Annotated in this window: 12 protein-coding genes and 1 pseudogene; 4 read left to right on the top strand and 9 right to left on the bottom strand. The window is 48.6% G+C overall.

What is annotated here, in order from left to right; translation table 11 throughout:
• Positions 1-128 precede the first annotated feature (128 nt).
• Positions 129-818: a deoxyribose-phosphate aldolase gene (gene deoC, locus AC0YNT_RS12115; RefSeq protein WP_475804788.1), complete on the bottom strand. Its 690-nt coding sequence runs from the start codon at positions 816-818 to the stop codon at positions 129-131.
• A gap of 37 nt (positions 819-855) precedes the next feature.
• Entirely contained in the window at positions 856-1,818 is a 963-nt protein-coding gene (locus AC0YNT_RS12110) for a sugar-binding transcriptional regulator (protein WP_475804787.1), read from the bottom strand.
• A gap of 341 nt (positions 1,819-2,159) precedes the next feature.
• Between AC0YNT_RS12110 and AC0YNT_RS12105 the strand changes: the two genes are divergently transcribed.
• A complete protein-coding gene (locus tag AC0YNT_RS12105; RefSeq protein ID WP_475804786.1) occupies positions 2,160-3,986 on the top strand; it encodes a 5'-nucleotidase C-terminal domain-containing protein in 1,827 nt (608 codons plus the stop codon).
• Between the two features lie 345 nt (positions 3,987-4,331).
• Here AC0YNT_RS12105 and AC0YNT_RS12100 read toward each other — a convergent pair whose 3' ends face one another.
• From AC0YNT_RS12100 to AC0YNT_RS12080, 5 genes are all read right to left on the bottom strand, one after another.
• Positions 4,332-4,508, bottom strand: coding sequence for a hypothetical protein (locus AC0YNT_RS12100; protein ID WP_475804785.1), 177 nt, complete (start codon positions 4,506-4,508; stop codon positions 4,332-4,334).
• Positions 4,509-5,528: 1,020 nt separating this feature from the next.
• Positions 5,529-6,722 carry an MFS transporter gene (locus AC0YNT_RS12095; RefSeq protein WP_475804784.1) on the bottom strand — a complete coding sequence of 398 codons (1,194 nt, stop codon included), beginning with the start codon at positions 6,720-6,722 and terminating at the stop codon, positions 5,529-5,531.
• On the bottom strand, positions 6,722-7,180 hold the full coding sequence (locus AC0YNT_RS12090; RefSeq protein WP_475804951.1) for a cupin domain-containing protein: 459 nt from the start codon (positions 7,178-7,180) through the stop codon (positions 6,722-6,724). Before AC0YNT_RS12090 ends, AC0YNT_RS12095 begins: the two co-directional genes overlap by 1 nt.
• A gap of 184 nt (positions 7,181-7,364) precedes the next feature.
• On the bottom strand, positions 7,365-9,083 hold the full coding sequence (locus AC0YNT_RS12085) for an ABC transporter ATP-binding protein (RefSeq protein ID WP_475804783.1): 1,719 nt from the start codon (positions 9,081-9,083) through the stop codon (positions 7,365-7,367).
• A 196-nt stretch (positions 9,084-9,279) separates the two neighbouring features.
• Entirely contained in the window at positions 9,280-10,197 is a 918-nt protein-coding gene (locus tag AC0YNT_RS12080; RefSeq protein WP_475804782.1) for a tyrosine-type recombinase/integrase, read from the bottom strand.
• Positions 10,198-10,366: 169 nt separating this feature from the next.
• Between AC0YNT_RS12080 and AC0YNT_RS12075 the strand changes: the two are divergent.
• Positions 10,367-10,447, top strand: a pseudogene (locus tag AC0YNT_RS12075) (cold-shock protein); the annotation flags it as partial.
• A 107-nt stretch (positions 10,448-10,554) separates the two neighbouring features.
• Positions 10,555-10,827, top strand: a complete 273-nt coding sequence (locus AC0YNT_RS12070) for an HU family DNA-binding protein (protein ID WP_475804781.1) — start codon at positions 10,555-10,557, stop codon at positions 10,825-10,827.
• 721 nt (positions 10,828-11,548) lie between these two features.
• Here AC0YNT_RS12070 and infC read toward each other — a convergent pair.
• Complete coding sequence (gene infC / locus AC0YNT_RS12065; protein ID WP_475804780.1) at positions 11,549-12,037, bottom strand: translation initiation factor IF-3; 489 nt, start codon at positions 12,035-12,037, stop codon at positions 11,549-11,551.
• A 28-nt stretch (positions 12,038-12,065) separates the two neighbouring features.
• Entirely contained in the window at positions 12,066-13,460 is a 1,395-nt protein-coding gene (locus tag AC0YNT_RS12060; protein ID WP_475804779.1) for an MATE family efflux transporter, read from the bottom strand.
• 184 nt (positions 13,461-13,644) lie between these two features.
• Here AC0YNT_RS12060 and AC0YNT_RS12055 point away from each other — a divergent pair, with 184 nt between their 5' ends.
• On the top strand, positions 13,645-14,526 hold the full coding sequence (locus AC0YNT_RS12055) for a helix-turn-helix transcriptional regulator (RefSeq protein WP_475804778.1): 882 nt from the start codon (positions 13,645-13,647) through the stop codon (positions 14,524-14,526).
• The last annotated feature ends 11 nt before the right edge of the window (positions 14,527-14,537 follow it).

Raw genomic sequence — 14,537 nt, 5'->3', positions numbered from 1 at the left:
AATAAAAAAACCAGCTGCACCGAGCCGGCCGTTCAATTAACTTTCATAAGTGTACCCTGCCTCTCCGCAAAGGGTCAATCCCAAATGAAGGGACAGCCGCAATCGGCTGCCCCTCCTAATCAAACTTATTAGTACCCTTCGCCAGTCCCGCCAGTTACAATCGCAACACTTGAGCTCGCACCAATACGAGTCGCGCCTGCTTCGATCATTTTGAGCGCTGTTTCCAGATCGCGAACGCCGCCGGAAGCTTTTACACCCATGTCCGGACCAACCGTACGACGCATCAAAGCGATATCTTCTGCTGTTGCTCCGCCTTTGCCAAAGCCCGTCGATGTCTTCACGAAATCTGCCCCCGCTTCTTTACAAATCTCACAAGCGCGAACCTTCTCTTCATCCGTCAGCAGGCCGGTCTCCAGGATAACCTTCATAACTGCTTTCCCTTTGCACGCTTCAACAACGCCTTCAACATCACGCTTCACGCCTTCAAAGTCACCCGACTTGATCAGGCCAACGTTGATGACCATATCTACTTCAGTCGCTCCGTTCGCAATCGCGTCCTTCGCTTCCGCTGCTTTCGTGAATGTTGTCGTTGCGCCAAGCGGGAAGCCTGCTACCGTCGTAATTCCAACGCCAGAGCCTGCAAGCTCTTTCGCCGCAAGAGCGACATAGCCTGGATTCACACATACCGTTGCAAAATGGTACTGCTTTGCTTCTTCACACAGTTTGATAATCTCTTCTCTAGTGGCTTCCGCCTTTAAGACAGTATGGTCAATGTAAGCGGCAATCTCGCCCGCCGACAAATTTTTATGGTTACTCATATCCAATCCAGTCCTCCTAAATAAATCACGTAAATATTTATCTACTTTGCTCTGCTTTAAAATCAAGTAAATGCTGCGCCGTAATCTGGTCGGTAATTAGCGTATTCGTATACTGACCACTTAATGCACCATATATCGCTTCGACCTTGCTTGGGCCTCCGGCTACAAGAACGGACCATTCTTTCTTTTTCAGCTCGTTCAAGTCTATGCCAATTGTCCGGAGATCCAGCTCTTCGCTGCATAATTGTCCATTAATATCGATAATCCGGGAACAAATATCACCAACACCCCGTGATAAAATAATGCCCAAATCCTCGTCAGAAAAATAATTCGCCCGTATCAGAACCGAATCTTCCGTCGGCGCTCCTACCGTAACAACCGCGATATTGGCTTTCTTGCCCATATCAAGGATTTTGCGAATATGCCTGTCCGCTTCGATCGCATGCTTCACAACCGCATGGTCAACGATAGCTGGCAATGGAATCAAATACGGTGACGTCTGATAAGCCTTCGCGAATAGCTGCGCAATCTCATACGCATACGTATTCGTCTCGGAATGGCTCACGCCGCCGTTCAGCTGTACAACCTTAATCTTCTTCGCGTGCTTGTTCGGCAGACGAATGGCCACTTCATACAAGGTTGTTCCCCAAGTGACCGCGATCGTATCGCCATCTTGTACGGTTTCGTGCAGGAAGTTAGCTGCGGCTTCGCCAATGACCTTTTTGACCATCGCGTCCTCGTACTTCGGAACAGAAGCAATAATCGCTTCCTTCAGGCCAAACCGCTCCTTCAATAATCGAGCTCGTTCCTGGTTATCGGAGGACGGATCCATAATACGAATTTGCACGATACCGTCTTCCTTCGCTTGCTGTAAGAACCGCGATACCGTTGGACGCGAAACGCCCAATTTCTTCGCAATTTCCTGTTGATTATAATCGAGCTCGTAATACATACGGGCTGCTTCAATCATTTTTAACCGCTTATCGCTGAGCTCCTCCATCCGTATTCCCCTCTCCAGAGTCGCGTTGTTGTTTAGTATGAGAATATGTTCATGTTAATGTGACAATATTTCAGGATTATTATACGTGTTCACGCTAACCAAGGGCAACATGACATGAGATATAGCGCCAAGTTTGGACATTTGTTCAACAAGACCCGATAACGATTGTGCACAAGCACGAAAATTCGATGTCGAAAAGTCGGGGATTAAGACGATCAAAAAGGACTTCAGGACTAATTTGCTAAATTTTCAGATAATTTACACAAAATTGAAAGGAGATCTATGGTAAAGTACCGAATACCTACACTCGAAAAACGAAAAATATATAGTGGAGGGATTCGATGCTTACCAAGCTTAGAAAAACGAAGTGGGCGACAGCAGCCCTGCTTGCTGCCTCTCTTCTTAGCGCTTCCGTTAGTGCAGCCGCTGCAGAAGAGCCGGCTTTGCCCGCTTCCGCCAAGCACATCACGCTTCTGCATACGAACGACACGCACGCTCGCGCCGTGGAGGGAACTTCAGGAGAAATGGGCTATGCCAAGCTTGCGGGCATTATCGACAGCTACCGTACTGCTAATCCGAACACACTGCTTCTTGATGCCGGGGATGCTGTACATGGCACCACCTTCGCCACGCTGGTGAACGGGGAAAGCGTCGTTCAGGTGATGAACAAGATGGGTTACGATGTAATGGCTCCTGGCAATCATGATTTCAACTATGGCTATGAACGGCTGTTGGAGCTGGAAACTCAGATGAAATTCCCAGTCATCAGCGCTAACGTGAAGGTCACCAAAGACGGATCGGACTTATTCAAGCCTTATATCATTAAAGAAGTTGATGGCGTAAAGGTCGGGATTTTTGGCCTGACGACTCCGGAGACTGCCTATAAGACGCATCCGAAAAATGTAGAAGGCCTGACCTTTGCTGATCCAACCAAAGAAGCCCAAGACATTGTTGATGAACTCGAAGACAAGACAGATGTTATCGTCGCTCTCGGCCATATCGGCCAAGATGCTTCGAGTGTGGATACAAGCCTGAAGATCGTCAAAGCCGTAGACGGCATTGATGTCTTCATCGACGGTCACAGCCACACGGTGCTCGAGCATGGTTTAACAGCTGATCATAACACCTTAATCGCAAGTGCCGGCGAGTACACGAAGTACCTCGGCGTTGTTGATCTGTGGGTGGATGGCGGCAAGGTCATCAAGAAAGAAGCGAAGCTCGAAAATAAAGATACCGCAGCAGCTATCGCGCCAAACGCCGAAATCGCGGACTTCGTCGCTTCGATCCAGAAGAGCCAGGAAGTGCTCCTCTCTGAAAAAGTCGGCACCGCCAGCGTGAAGCTTGACGGCGAACGCGATCAGGTCCGTACCAGCGAGACGAACCTCGGCAATCTTGTTGCCGATGCCTTCCGCGACGCTTCTGGTGCTGATGTTGCCATCACGAACGGCGGTGGCATTCGTGCCTCCATTGATGAAGGAACGATTACGAAGGGCGAGATCATTACGGTATTGCCATTCGGCAACCAGATCATCACGCTCAAAGTGAAAGGTGCCGACATTAAAGCTGCACTGGAGAATGGCGTCTCGGACTATCCGAATTCGAAAGGCGGCTTCCCTCAAGTATCGGGCATCACATTCAAGATTGATGTAGCCAAGCCAAAAGGCGAGCGTGTGCATTCCGTTACCGTTGGCGGCAAACCACTCAACGAAAAGGCAGACTATTTGCTCGCAACAAACGACTTTATGGCTGCAGGCGGCGACGAATACACGATGTTCACCAAATACCCGCAAGCCGGCATGTACGGCTCGCTGGATGAAGCATTGATCAACTATATCGCCAAGCTGGGCACTGCTAATCCGAGGGTTGAAGGCCGTATTACAGCAGAGGCAACTCCTGTTGTCGCACAACCGGAACCAAAGCCTGAACCAAAGCCTGAACCAAAACCAGATCCAAAGCCAGAACCAAAACCGGAACCAAAACCGGAGCCTAAGCCTCCAGTAAAACCAGAACCGGCTAAGCCTGCTGTCTATGTCGTGAAGAGTGGCGACACCTTATGGGCAATCGCCAAGAAGTACAACACAACCTGGCAGAAGCTTCGCGACCTGAACCATATCAAGAACGCGAACCTCATCTATCCAGGGCAAAAGATCAAGCTGCCAGCAGCGTAACAAAAGGGCTGTTCCCACGTGGGAACAGCCCTTTATATTGTCCGCTCGTGGAACCTGCCTATCCCCGCTCCCACTCGGTGCCCCCGCTTCGCAGGTTGGATTCCTCCCAGTATACTAGTTCGGTGCTGGCTCCTTTCGCCTATACTTGCACACCATCGCTCCGCAGGTTGGATTTGCTCCAGTAGATTGCTTTAACTCACCTTGCTCTCCAAGCCTGACACATATCCTCACGCTCGCAGGTTGGATTTCATCCAATGTAATCGGCCTTTGCGTGACTACTACGCCCCTATGTTGGATTCCATCCAACAGAACACACCTAAATCATGGTTACTGGGCAATGGGAGCTCATTCTACTGTATGGAATCCAACGTAGGCGGTCATGTGAACGTCCAGCTCACTATTACGTTGGATGAAATCCAACGCAACAAGCGGAACGTATGGTGCATGAGATAACACGTCACACTCCTGCTCCGCAGGTTGGATTTCCTCCAGTAGATTGCTCCAACCCACCTTGCTCCCCAACCCTCAGGCATATCCTCGCGCTCGCAGGTTGGATTTCCTCCAATGTAATCTGCCTTTGAGTTACTACTACGCTCCTATGTTGGATTTCATCCAACAGAATCACACCTAAATCATGGTTACTGGGCTATGGGAGCTCATTCTACTGTATGGAATCCAACGTAGGCGAGCATGGGACGACTAATTTGGCTGTACGATGGATGAAATCCAACGCAGCACCCAACGTATGCTGATCATGTGATTCCACATTGCACCGCCTGCTCCAGCAGATTGGATTTCATCCAGTATAATCGGTCTTTAAGCTTCTAACCCGCCCTTATGCTGGATTTCATCCAACAGAATCAGGTCTCAAGCATGGTTACTGGGCTATAGGAGCTCATTCTACTGTACAGAATCCAACATAGGCGAGCATGGGACGACTAACTTGGCTGTACGTTGGATGAAATCCAACGCAGCACACAACGTATGCTGATTATGTGATCCCACATTGCACTGCCTGCTCCAGCAGGTTGGATTTCATCCAGTATAATCGGTCTTTAAGCTTCTAACCCCGCCCCTATGCTGGATTTCATCCAACAGAATCAGGTCTCAAGCATGGTTACTGGGCTATAGGAGCTCATTCTACTGTACAGAATGCAACATAGGCGAGCATGAGGCGTCCAACTGACTATTACGTTGGATGAAATCCAACGCAACAAAGCAGCGCCTGTCGGATGGGGTGCTCAATGATGCGCATGCGATCCCACGTCACACTGCCTGCTCCAACAGGTTGGATTTCATCCAATGTAATCGGCCTTTGCGTGACTACTACGCCCCTATGTTGGATTCCATCCAACAGAATCACACCTAAATCATGGTTACTGGGCTATGGGAGCTCATTCTACTGTACGAAATCCAACGTAGGCGAGCATATGAACGTCCAGCTCACTATTACGTTGGATGAAATCCAACGCAGCGCATGGGTGGTGCCGCCCGGTGGCGCCTAGATAACAAAAAAACGGTGCCCACAGGCACCGCCTTCCCTTATCCCTCCGCTTTTGCGCTCCTGCGCAAGTAAGCGAAGTATACAACCAGAAACACCACGTACAAGATGCCCGACAGCAGGAACATCGTTGTATAGCTCGTCAAGGTGACGACTACTCCGAGCAGAATCGAGCCTAGTCCGATTCCGATATCGAAGAAATTATAATACGTGGCCGTTGCCACACCGCGGCGCTCCGGCTTCACCAGGTTAATGACCCAAGCCTGAAGTGCTGGGAACAAGGCGCCAAAGCCTGCGCCATAGAACACGCCGGACAAGAGCAGCATCCCCATCGAGTCAGTGAAGTACAATAGGACGCTCGCGATCATACATAAGACAGCCGTGGGGAACAATACCCAGAACGGCCCTTTTCGATCGAATAATGGACCACTCACGAACCGGATCAGCACTTCGCTGATTGCAACCACAAGGAAGAAGTAACCGGTATGTTCAATACCGATATCCTTGCTGAACAAGGTAACGAAGCTAAGCATTCCGCCGAATGCGAAGCCAACAAGAGACCCTAGGATAGACGGCACAAGTGCCTTAACTTCCAGCACCTCCGACAGGGGAGAAGCCTTCTGCTCTAACCCAGCAGCTGCTTCAGAAACAGCAGCCACTCCCGCTTGAACGCGGGGCTGCCGAACAAGCAGCGTAAGTACCAAGGTGATGAACAAGAAGATCACTCCGGCTCCGAATAAGCCGAGATAATCATATTGCTCCAGGAGCCATAACCCCATCATTGGTCCAACCGAGAAGGAGACGGCATTGCCCATTGCAAAGTAGCCCATCCCTTCGCCTCGGCGTGCTGCAGGAATCGCATCGGATACTAGCGTGCCGTACAAGGCAGTTGCAATACCGAAGCCAAAACCATGAACAACGCGAAGCGCCATCAAGGCAGACAGCGATGCTGCCGCATAATAGCCGGCCATGCCGAGAAGGCAGATGACAACGCCGATCAGAAGCATTTTCAGCTTACCGAACCGTCTAAGACCAATTCCTATCAGAAGCCGGGATACGACGGCCGAGAAGGTAAACACACCAAGCAGCAGACCGATCTGCGACCCGCTTCCCCCTTGCTCGTCTGCGAAGAGCGGAAGCGTAGGCAGCAGCATCTCAATAGCTAAGAAGAGAAATAGATTAGAGAACGTCAGCAGGACGAAATTTTTCGTCCACAGTTTATCCTTCTGCAGCATTAAAATTTACGTTCAATCAATTTGAAGTCATCGTAATGGAAGCCCGGTGCTACGATGCACGATACAAGAACTGGCTCATCGCCAAGCGGGCGAGCCTTCTGCCATTCAGTCGCTGGAACAAGAGCCTGCGGATGCTGACCATTCGCCACATCTCCGCCAACAATAATTTCTTTGCGTGTCTCTGGCTCATCTTCCGTGCCGCCAAGAGTCAGAAGCAGCGGGCTGCCCGAATGCCACAGCCACAGCTCATCGGAATAAACCGTATGCCAATCCGAAGCTTCTCCCGGATGAAGCAGGAAATAAATCGAAGACGCCGCAAAACGTGGACCGGAATACGGTTCACCAAGCACAGCCTGCGGAATTTCAAAATTCGCTTTCCAAATCTCCTTGTACCAACCGCCCTCCACATGAGGCTTCAATTCTAGTGCCGCTACCAGCGGAGATAGTTCTTTTACCAATGTTGTTGCTGACAATACAGTCCTCTCCTCTCTATTACATTTCTCGACATATTGAGTCAAATGTACTATGCAATACCCCTTCCGTCAATGAATGACCGATGGACAAACGCCCTCTTTCTCCCAATCTTTAGTATTTTCCTAAGAAAAAAGAGCCTGCCTCAAGGGCAAACTCTCTCATTCCAACTTATATCTTACCAAACTGCGCTTGATGCAGACGGCTGTAAATACCACCTGTTGCTACAAGCTCTTCATGGCGGCCTTGCTCGGAAATACCGTTCTCGGTCACGACCACGATGCGGTCGGCATTCTTAATCGTTGCAAGACGATGCGCGATAACAAGTGTTGTCCGGCCAACGGACAGCTCAGCGAGTGACTGCTGAATTGCTTGCTCCGTCTCGGTATCAAGCGCTGAAGTTGCTTCATCAAGGATCAGGATAGGCGGGTTCTTTAGGAACATCCGGGCAATTGCCATCCGCTGCTTTTGGCCGCCGGACAGCTTCACGCCCCGCTCCCCAACAACCGTATCTAGTCCGTCAGGCTGGGATGCAATAAACTCTTCTAGTCTAGCGCGACGTGCTGCCTGCATAATGTCGGCTTCGGAAGCGCCAAGCTTGCCGTACGAGATATTATCACGGATGGTTCCAGCGAACAGGAACACATCCTGCTGAACAATACCGATCTGCTTACGAAGCGATTCCAGCTTCAGATCACGAAGATCATTGCCATCAACGGAGATGCTGCCTCCGCTAATTTCATAGAAGCGAGGAAGCAGACTGCAGAGGGTTGTTTTACCAGCACCGGATGGTCCTACGAAAGCAACCGTCTCTCCTGCTTTAATCGACAGGCTAATATTATCGAGCACCTTCGCTTCGCCTTCATAGCCAAACGACACATTGCGGTACTCAATATCGCCATGCAGACGATCAACGTCCTTCGCATTAGGAGAATCCGCTACATCCGGCTCAGTCTCAAGCAGCTCCACATAACGGCGGAAGCCTGCGATACCACGCGGATAGCTTTCAATAACGGCATTAATCTTCTCAATTGGCTTGAAGAAGATGTTCGTCATCAGGACGAAGGCTACGAATTCGCCATACAGCAGGTCGCCTTCAATAACATACCAAGTACCAGCCAGCAGCACGAACAGTGTCACTAGTCTCATCAGCATGTACGTAATGGACGAGTTAAACCCGATGATTTTGTAAGAGATCAGCTTCGCCATACGGAACCGGCTGTTATTCCCTTCGAACAGCTTGCTCTCATGCTTCTCGTTCGAGAACGCCTGCACAACGCGGATACCACCAACGGTATCTTCAACGCGGGCATTAAAGTCCGCCATATCGCCGAAGAGGCGATCAGCAGCTTTAGTCATTTTTCCATTGAAATAGAGAACCAGCAAAATAATAATCGGCACAACAATGAACGTCATGATCGTCAGCGGCAAATTAATAAACGCCATAATGCCAAACGCACCAACCAGTGTCATCACCGCAATAAACATATCCTCGGGACCATGATGGGCTACTTCCCCGATCTCGAACAAATCGTTCGTCATACGGGAGATCAGATGGCCAGTCTTCGTATTATCGAAGAATCGGAAGCTAAGCTTCTGCACATGATCGAACAACTTCTTACGCATATCCGTCTCAATATTAATACCAAGCATATGCCCCCAATAGGTGACAACGAAGGACAAGAACGTATTCAGTACGTAGACTGCAAGCAGAATCGCACATGCGCCAATAATATACTTCAAGTTCCCTTCCGGAAGAAGTGTATCAATAACATGGCTGACAGCCAGCGGGAAGCATAATTCTAGTACTGCAAGAATAACCGCACAGCAGAAATCGAGTAAGAATAACTTGCGATAAGGCCTATAATAAGCAAAAAACTTCTTAAGCATTAGGTACTCCTTTATTCTTAAAATATAAGTACATATAAGTGTCTATAACTGGGGTCCGCCAACATTTTCACGAAAATATACGCTTAGCCCAATAGTCCAGACGGTATCGCCCAAACATCCGATCATCCAACTACCTGTTGTTCAGCGGCCGTAATGAATCGAGAATTTCTTTTCTCGCGTACATCGTCTCATACCCTTATTGCCAAGCTGTTTTTTCTACTTCCGATTGCAGATCCGCACGAGTCGTCTTTACGTAATTCATCGTTGTGTCCAGTCTATCGTGTCCCATAATTTGCGCCAGGCGGTGCAACGGGGTATTTGCTGCCATCACGTAACCGAACCGGTGCCGTAGATCGTGAGCGCTCAAACCTTCGAGCCGCGCCGATTTCATGTATTTTTGAATCGCATGGCGTAAAGCTCGTTCGGTTAATCGATCGCCAGTTTTCTCCGATGGAAACAGATAAGGACTATCCGAAGGAAGGACTGCGAGATATTTTTCTAAAGCAGCTCTGCAGGTAGTGTTCAAAGGTACTTCCCGCTGTTTATTTCGTTTTCCAGATCGAACCGTTAGCTGACCGTTGTGTTTACCGATTTGAATATCTGCGAGAGCCAGATCGCATACTTCCATTGTTCGTAAGCCGGTGTGAAGCATCACGATAAGAATTGTCTGATCTCGAATGGAACCGCCGTGCTCTGCCGCAGCGATCAATGCAGTTTCTTCTTTGTCTGTCATCTGCCTGGGACTTACCTTTTCTTCCGGAACCAATTTGACCGGCTTCGCAGGGTCGCGGCGAATCTTTGATTCCAACAAGGCCCATTCGAAAAAACGTTTCAGGGTTATAAGCCGCCGGTTAATGGTCGCCGGTTTCAATTCCATTACTTTTTGAGTGGCTTCCCGGTATCGTGTTAGTGTTGGAGTAGCCACTTCTTCAATTCGGAATATCACTTCGTCCTCTTGGTGGCCGGATGTCTCAAACCAACCGATGAAGTGTTTCAGATCGCTTGCGTATTCCTTTAGCGTTTTGGGATTCAAATCTTCGTTGGTAGTGAGAGCATGAATGAAGTCGTGAATCGTCTGCTCCCCCTGTTTAGAAATCCCGGTCGTTCCACTCATTAGCGAGACCTCCAAATATTGACTTACATTAGCGGACATGGTATTCTTATCTTAACCAATACATTAGCGGACATCAAGTACGAATTCGGAATATGCCTATTAATCGCTAACCTCAATTAGTGGCCATTGAAATGATTGTGTTTTATAATTTATTTTTTGGAGGAATCCTATGCAAACAGGTACAGTTAAATGGTTTAATGCTGAAAATGGCTTCGGTTTTATCGAGATCGAAGACGGAAACGATGTATTCTAGAGCTGCCCTAAACATGGGCAGCTTTTTGTTTATTCCTGCTTTTACATCCATGCACGAGGACTGTCATTTTCGTAATTAAAATAATATAAGCGGAGGTATCGTAAATGAACAAAGAGCAATTGATCGAAGATGTGGCGAAATCTAGTGGATTTTCAAAAAAGAATGCTGAAAAAGCAGTAACGCATGTGCTGGACTCGATTTTTGAAGCACTAAAGCAAGGCAAAGAAGTTCAACTAGTTGGCTTCGGAAAATTTAATGTCCGTAATCGTGAAGCGCGCCTGGGAAGAAGCCGCAAAACCGGTGAAGAGGTGGAACTTCCAGCAGGTAAAGTTCCTGTATTCACGGCAGGCATCACTCTGAAAAAAGCTTTAAATTAAGCTTAATATCACCAAATGCTAATATAAAATAAAGATGTTACAACATCAGAAAAGCGGTTTTTTATCAAAATAAGTACAGATGATTCGAACGTTAGTGTCGTATTTTCTACCATTGATGACATTATTAGTTTTTATTCCAAACAGAGTTTGCAGAAAAAAGCACCCAGTCTGAGCAATATAAAGAATGACACAAGCAAGGATAGGGATGATATATCATAGTTTACAACCGACCAGTAAGGACAATTAAGAAGAGTTCGTGGTTGATAATGATTTCCTGCGTTTTTTCTTCATTTTTCTTCACTGTTTGGGGGGGATGCCTTTTGTTTGGTTGCCTCCTTTACTTGGCCTTTTCGAATCGCAAGGTCAGAAGCCACTTGCTAAGTTTAGGAAATTCATTACTGCGAGTGGTTTTCAAGAAAAGGAGATTGCTATGAAATCGCTTCAAGTATGACGTTCCTGCCATCGGAATTCGTTTGAGCCTGCAGGCGCTTCAATACCGACTGTGGGACGAGAGCAGCAAAAGATTTGTGGGGTTGCGGGGTCTCAAAGGATAAACAAGTGGCAGATCGCAGTTTCTTGCGATCTGCCTTATTTCATTGCCTGTTTCAGTAAAAGTTAACACCTCTGAAGATGCAGCTGCCCTAGAGCGTTCGAAGAAAAGGTTTAATGACTGGTTGATCCGGGAAGTCACCCGAATCCAATTAAAGACAGCACCGTTCAATTAATTGGGATTCACTTGTACCGCTGCCTGCTTGCCACTCAGCTGAATTCCTGACTGTTTGGTGCCATAGGACTTGAGGTCGGTAAGCAGCTGTTCCAGCAACTCCTTCGCCTTCGCTCCCTCTTTGCCTTGAATCCGAATAACGAGCTGAACCGCGTTGCCGGATTCCAGCAGCTTCACGGCCTGCCGCTGCTTCGTTTCATAATCATGCTGCTCGATATCAACACTAAGCCGCAGCTCCTTCACCTTTGCCGGCTGATCCTTCATCCGCTCTTCGCGCTTCTGTTGACTAGCCTGCTGCTTCGCACCACCGCGAATTATCAGCTTGCATGGCGGCGGGCTGCTCATCAGTGATTCGCATACGAGATCTACCTTCAGCTGCTTCGCCATAGCAAGCGCCTCATCCCGCGACACGATACCAAGGTCTTCACCGTCAAGACCAGTGAGACGCACCTCGGCAGCTTTTATTTTCTCATTCATAATCATCATTGTACTTGTAACCCCCGTCTATTATCTGTTAGATCTCTACTGTTGCTGTTGAACCGTTTGATCCGCTTGATGAGCTGGCACTCGCCTTAGCGGTCGCCTTCTCCATAAATTTCTTCTGTCTCCACCGCTTAAGCACCCATAACCCACGAAGATATTCGTCCAGTATCATACAAGCATAGATGCCAACGAGCCCCCAGCCAAGTGTAATGCCAAATATATAGGAAAGAACAGTCGCAATCAGCGTCATGGAAGTGACCGATGTCCACATGACATACCTTGTATCACCAACAGCGTTCAGCGCATTGCCAATGCCCATGTTGAGCATTTTACCAGGCTGCAGCAAGAGGTTCATACCGAGGAGCGTTCCCCCTAGCGCGATAATCTCCGGATCCTTCGTGAAGATCTCGAGCAGCCTGCCGCCGATCAGATACAAGACCAGCGCATTCACCGTCACGATGGCAAGACCAATCCATAATGCACGATACGAGGTCTTATAAGCATCCTGCACCTTACCTGCTCCGAATAGATGGGCGATCATTATCTGAAGCGCCAGCGCTAGTGAGTACCCCAGCATGAAGCAGAACGACTCTAATGTATTCATATAAGTACGTGCCGACAGCTCATTAGCCCCAAGCTGTGCGATGAACGTATAGATCAATAATTGAGAGAACACCCAGCACGACATGTTAATGCCAAGCGGCCAGCCAATCTTCAGTATCTCCTTAAACAGCTTTCGATCGAACAGCTTGAAGTCTCTTAACGTAATCTGGCGTTCGAAGGCGCTAAGGAACATGATCAGCAGCACAATAATCGCAAGCAAACGGCTGATGTCTGTCGATAGAGCGACCCCTTTGAGTCCCCACTCCGGAAACCCGAATTTGCCGAAAATAAACGCATAGTTCATACCAACATGAATGATGTTCATGCCAATGGCTGTATACATCGGGCCTTTCGTATTGCCCGTATTACGGATCGCATTACTGAGGGCCACCATAATGGCAACCAGGAACATCCCGCCGCCAACGATCGAAATGTACGTTTTCGCAAGTGGCAGCAATTCATCCGGAAGCTGCAGCAGCGAAGCAATCTGCCCCGGCATCAGATACAGCAGCAAGCTGATCCCAACACCAATAATAGCGCTGACTTTGACAGACATAATCGCGATTGTTCTAGCATCTTCATTTTGCCGGGAACCAAGCCGCTGCGCAATCAGAATACCTGCCCCGCTCGCAACTGTCATGAACAGGGTCATTAAAGCACTGAACAGCTGGGTGGAAAAACCAACAACAGCAACCGCATTATCTGAGATCTTGCTGACCTGCAGGGTATCGGCTGCCCCTAATAGAAATTGCAGGAATAACTCAATAAAAATCGGCCAAGCCAGCATCCATAGCGAAAACTTATTCCGTTCACGCTTTTGCATGATACAAATCCTCCCGAGCGCTGCAGCCGATAAAAAAAAGGTAACGGCAACCAGATACGCCACTATAATAGTAAATTCGAATGTCTTTTCATATTATAGATGCTATACTTCGGATATTGTATTAGTTTTACAACCGAAACTTTCAAAATTCAAACCTCCATGAGGCTTATAAAAAGGTGCCACTATGACACTATTTCACTTTACCGTTCCACCCCTTCCGCACTATATTGCTTCTGGCTACACCGAGACGTCTGCAGGGTTCAAGCATCCAAGCCGGCATCGGATTCAAGTGTTCGATCTGCTCGTTGTGACGGAGGGCTGTCTCTTTATGGGGGAAGGCGAATCCTCGTTCGAGGTACGGGCAGGAGAGGCTTTAATTCTAGCGCCGGACAATCATCATTACGCGACAAAAGCATGCGAAGAGGCTTCCGCCTATTACTGGCTTCACTTCCAGACAACAGGATGCTGGGCCGCTTCGGAGGAATATGCTCCGAGGATAATCCAGGGCCGGGAGCCCCATGGTTTAAATCCCCAAATTTTCACTACACAAACTTTCATCAAGCAGGTTCCGCAATACACCAAGCTGCTGCAGCCGGCCAAAGTGATCGAGCAAATTCAACAGCTGATGGAGCTTGGCCATGGCAACCATCTGAGCAGTGTAAGCTGGAAGCAGCAGATCATTTTCCAAGAGATTATGGAGCAGCTGTCAGCTTCTATTGAGATGCAAGGCTCGACGCCTACCTCCCAATGTGCAGAGCTTGCCGCTTCTTACTTAAGGAAGCATTACCGCGAGGATATTACTGCCCAGCAGCTTGGCGAGAGTATCAACTTCCATCCGGTCTATATCGCTAGATGTATGCAGAAGGAATTCGGCTGCTCGCCCTTCGACTTCCTGCTGCGCTTCCGGATCCAGCAATCGAAGCTGGTACTTCTGCAGACGAATTACACCATCGCGCGTATTGCCGAGGAGGTCGGATTTAACTCAGCGGCTTATTTCACATCTTGTTTTGCCAAATACGAGGGGATCAGCCCGCGCAAATACCGCCAGCGCTTCTCACACGGCTGACGGTATATTCG

The organism is Paenibacillus sp. J22R56, assembly GCF_056269375.1.
The sequence above is the reverse complement of the archived record's forward strand: the minus strand, read 5'-3'. Positions and strand labels throughout refer to the sequence as shown.

Bases quoted from the DNA above. Each gene is read 5' to 3' on its own strand.
- AC0YNT_RS12105 (WP_475804786.1), top strand. From the start codon at position 2,160: ATGCTTACCAAGCTTAGAAAAACGAAGTGGGCGACAGCAGCCCTGCTT.
- deoC (WP_475804788.1), bottom strand. From the start codon at position 818: ATGAGTAACCATAAAAATTTGTCGGCGGGCGAGATTGCCGCTTACATT.
- AC0YNT_RS12110 (WP_475804787.1), bottom strand. From the start codon at position 1,818: ATGGAGGAGCTCAGCGATAAGCGGTTAAAAATGATTGAAGCAGCCCGT.
- AC0YNT_RS12055 (WP_475804778.1), top strand. From the start codon at position 13,645: ATGACACTATTTCACTTTACCGTTCCACCCCTTCCGCACTATATTGCT.
- infC (WP_475804780.1), bottom strand. From the start codon at position 12,037: ATGATGATTATGAATGAGAAAATAAAAGCTGCCGAGGTGCGTCTCACT.
- AC0YNT_RS12060 (WP_475804779.1), bottom strand. From the start codon at position 13,460: ATGCAAAAGCGTGAACGGAATAAGTTTTCGCTATGGATGCTGGCTTGG.
- AC0YNT_RS12085 (WP_475804783.1), bottom strand. From the start codon at position 9,083: ATGCTTAAGAAGTTTTTTGCTTATTATAGGCCTTATCGCAAGTTATTC.
- AC0YNT_RS12095 (WP_475804784.1), bottom strand. From the start codon at position 6,722: ATGCTGCAGAAGGATAAACTGTGGACGAAAAATTTCGTCCTGCTGACG.
- AC0YNT_RS12070 (WP_475804781.1), top strand. From the start codon at position 10,555: ATGAACAAAGAGCAATTGATCGAAGATGTGGCGAAATCTAGTGGATTT.
- AC0YNT_RS12080 (WP_475804782.1), bottom strand. From the start codon at position 10,197: ATGAGTGGAACGACCGGGATTTCTAAACAGGGGGAGCAGACGATTCAC.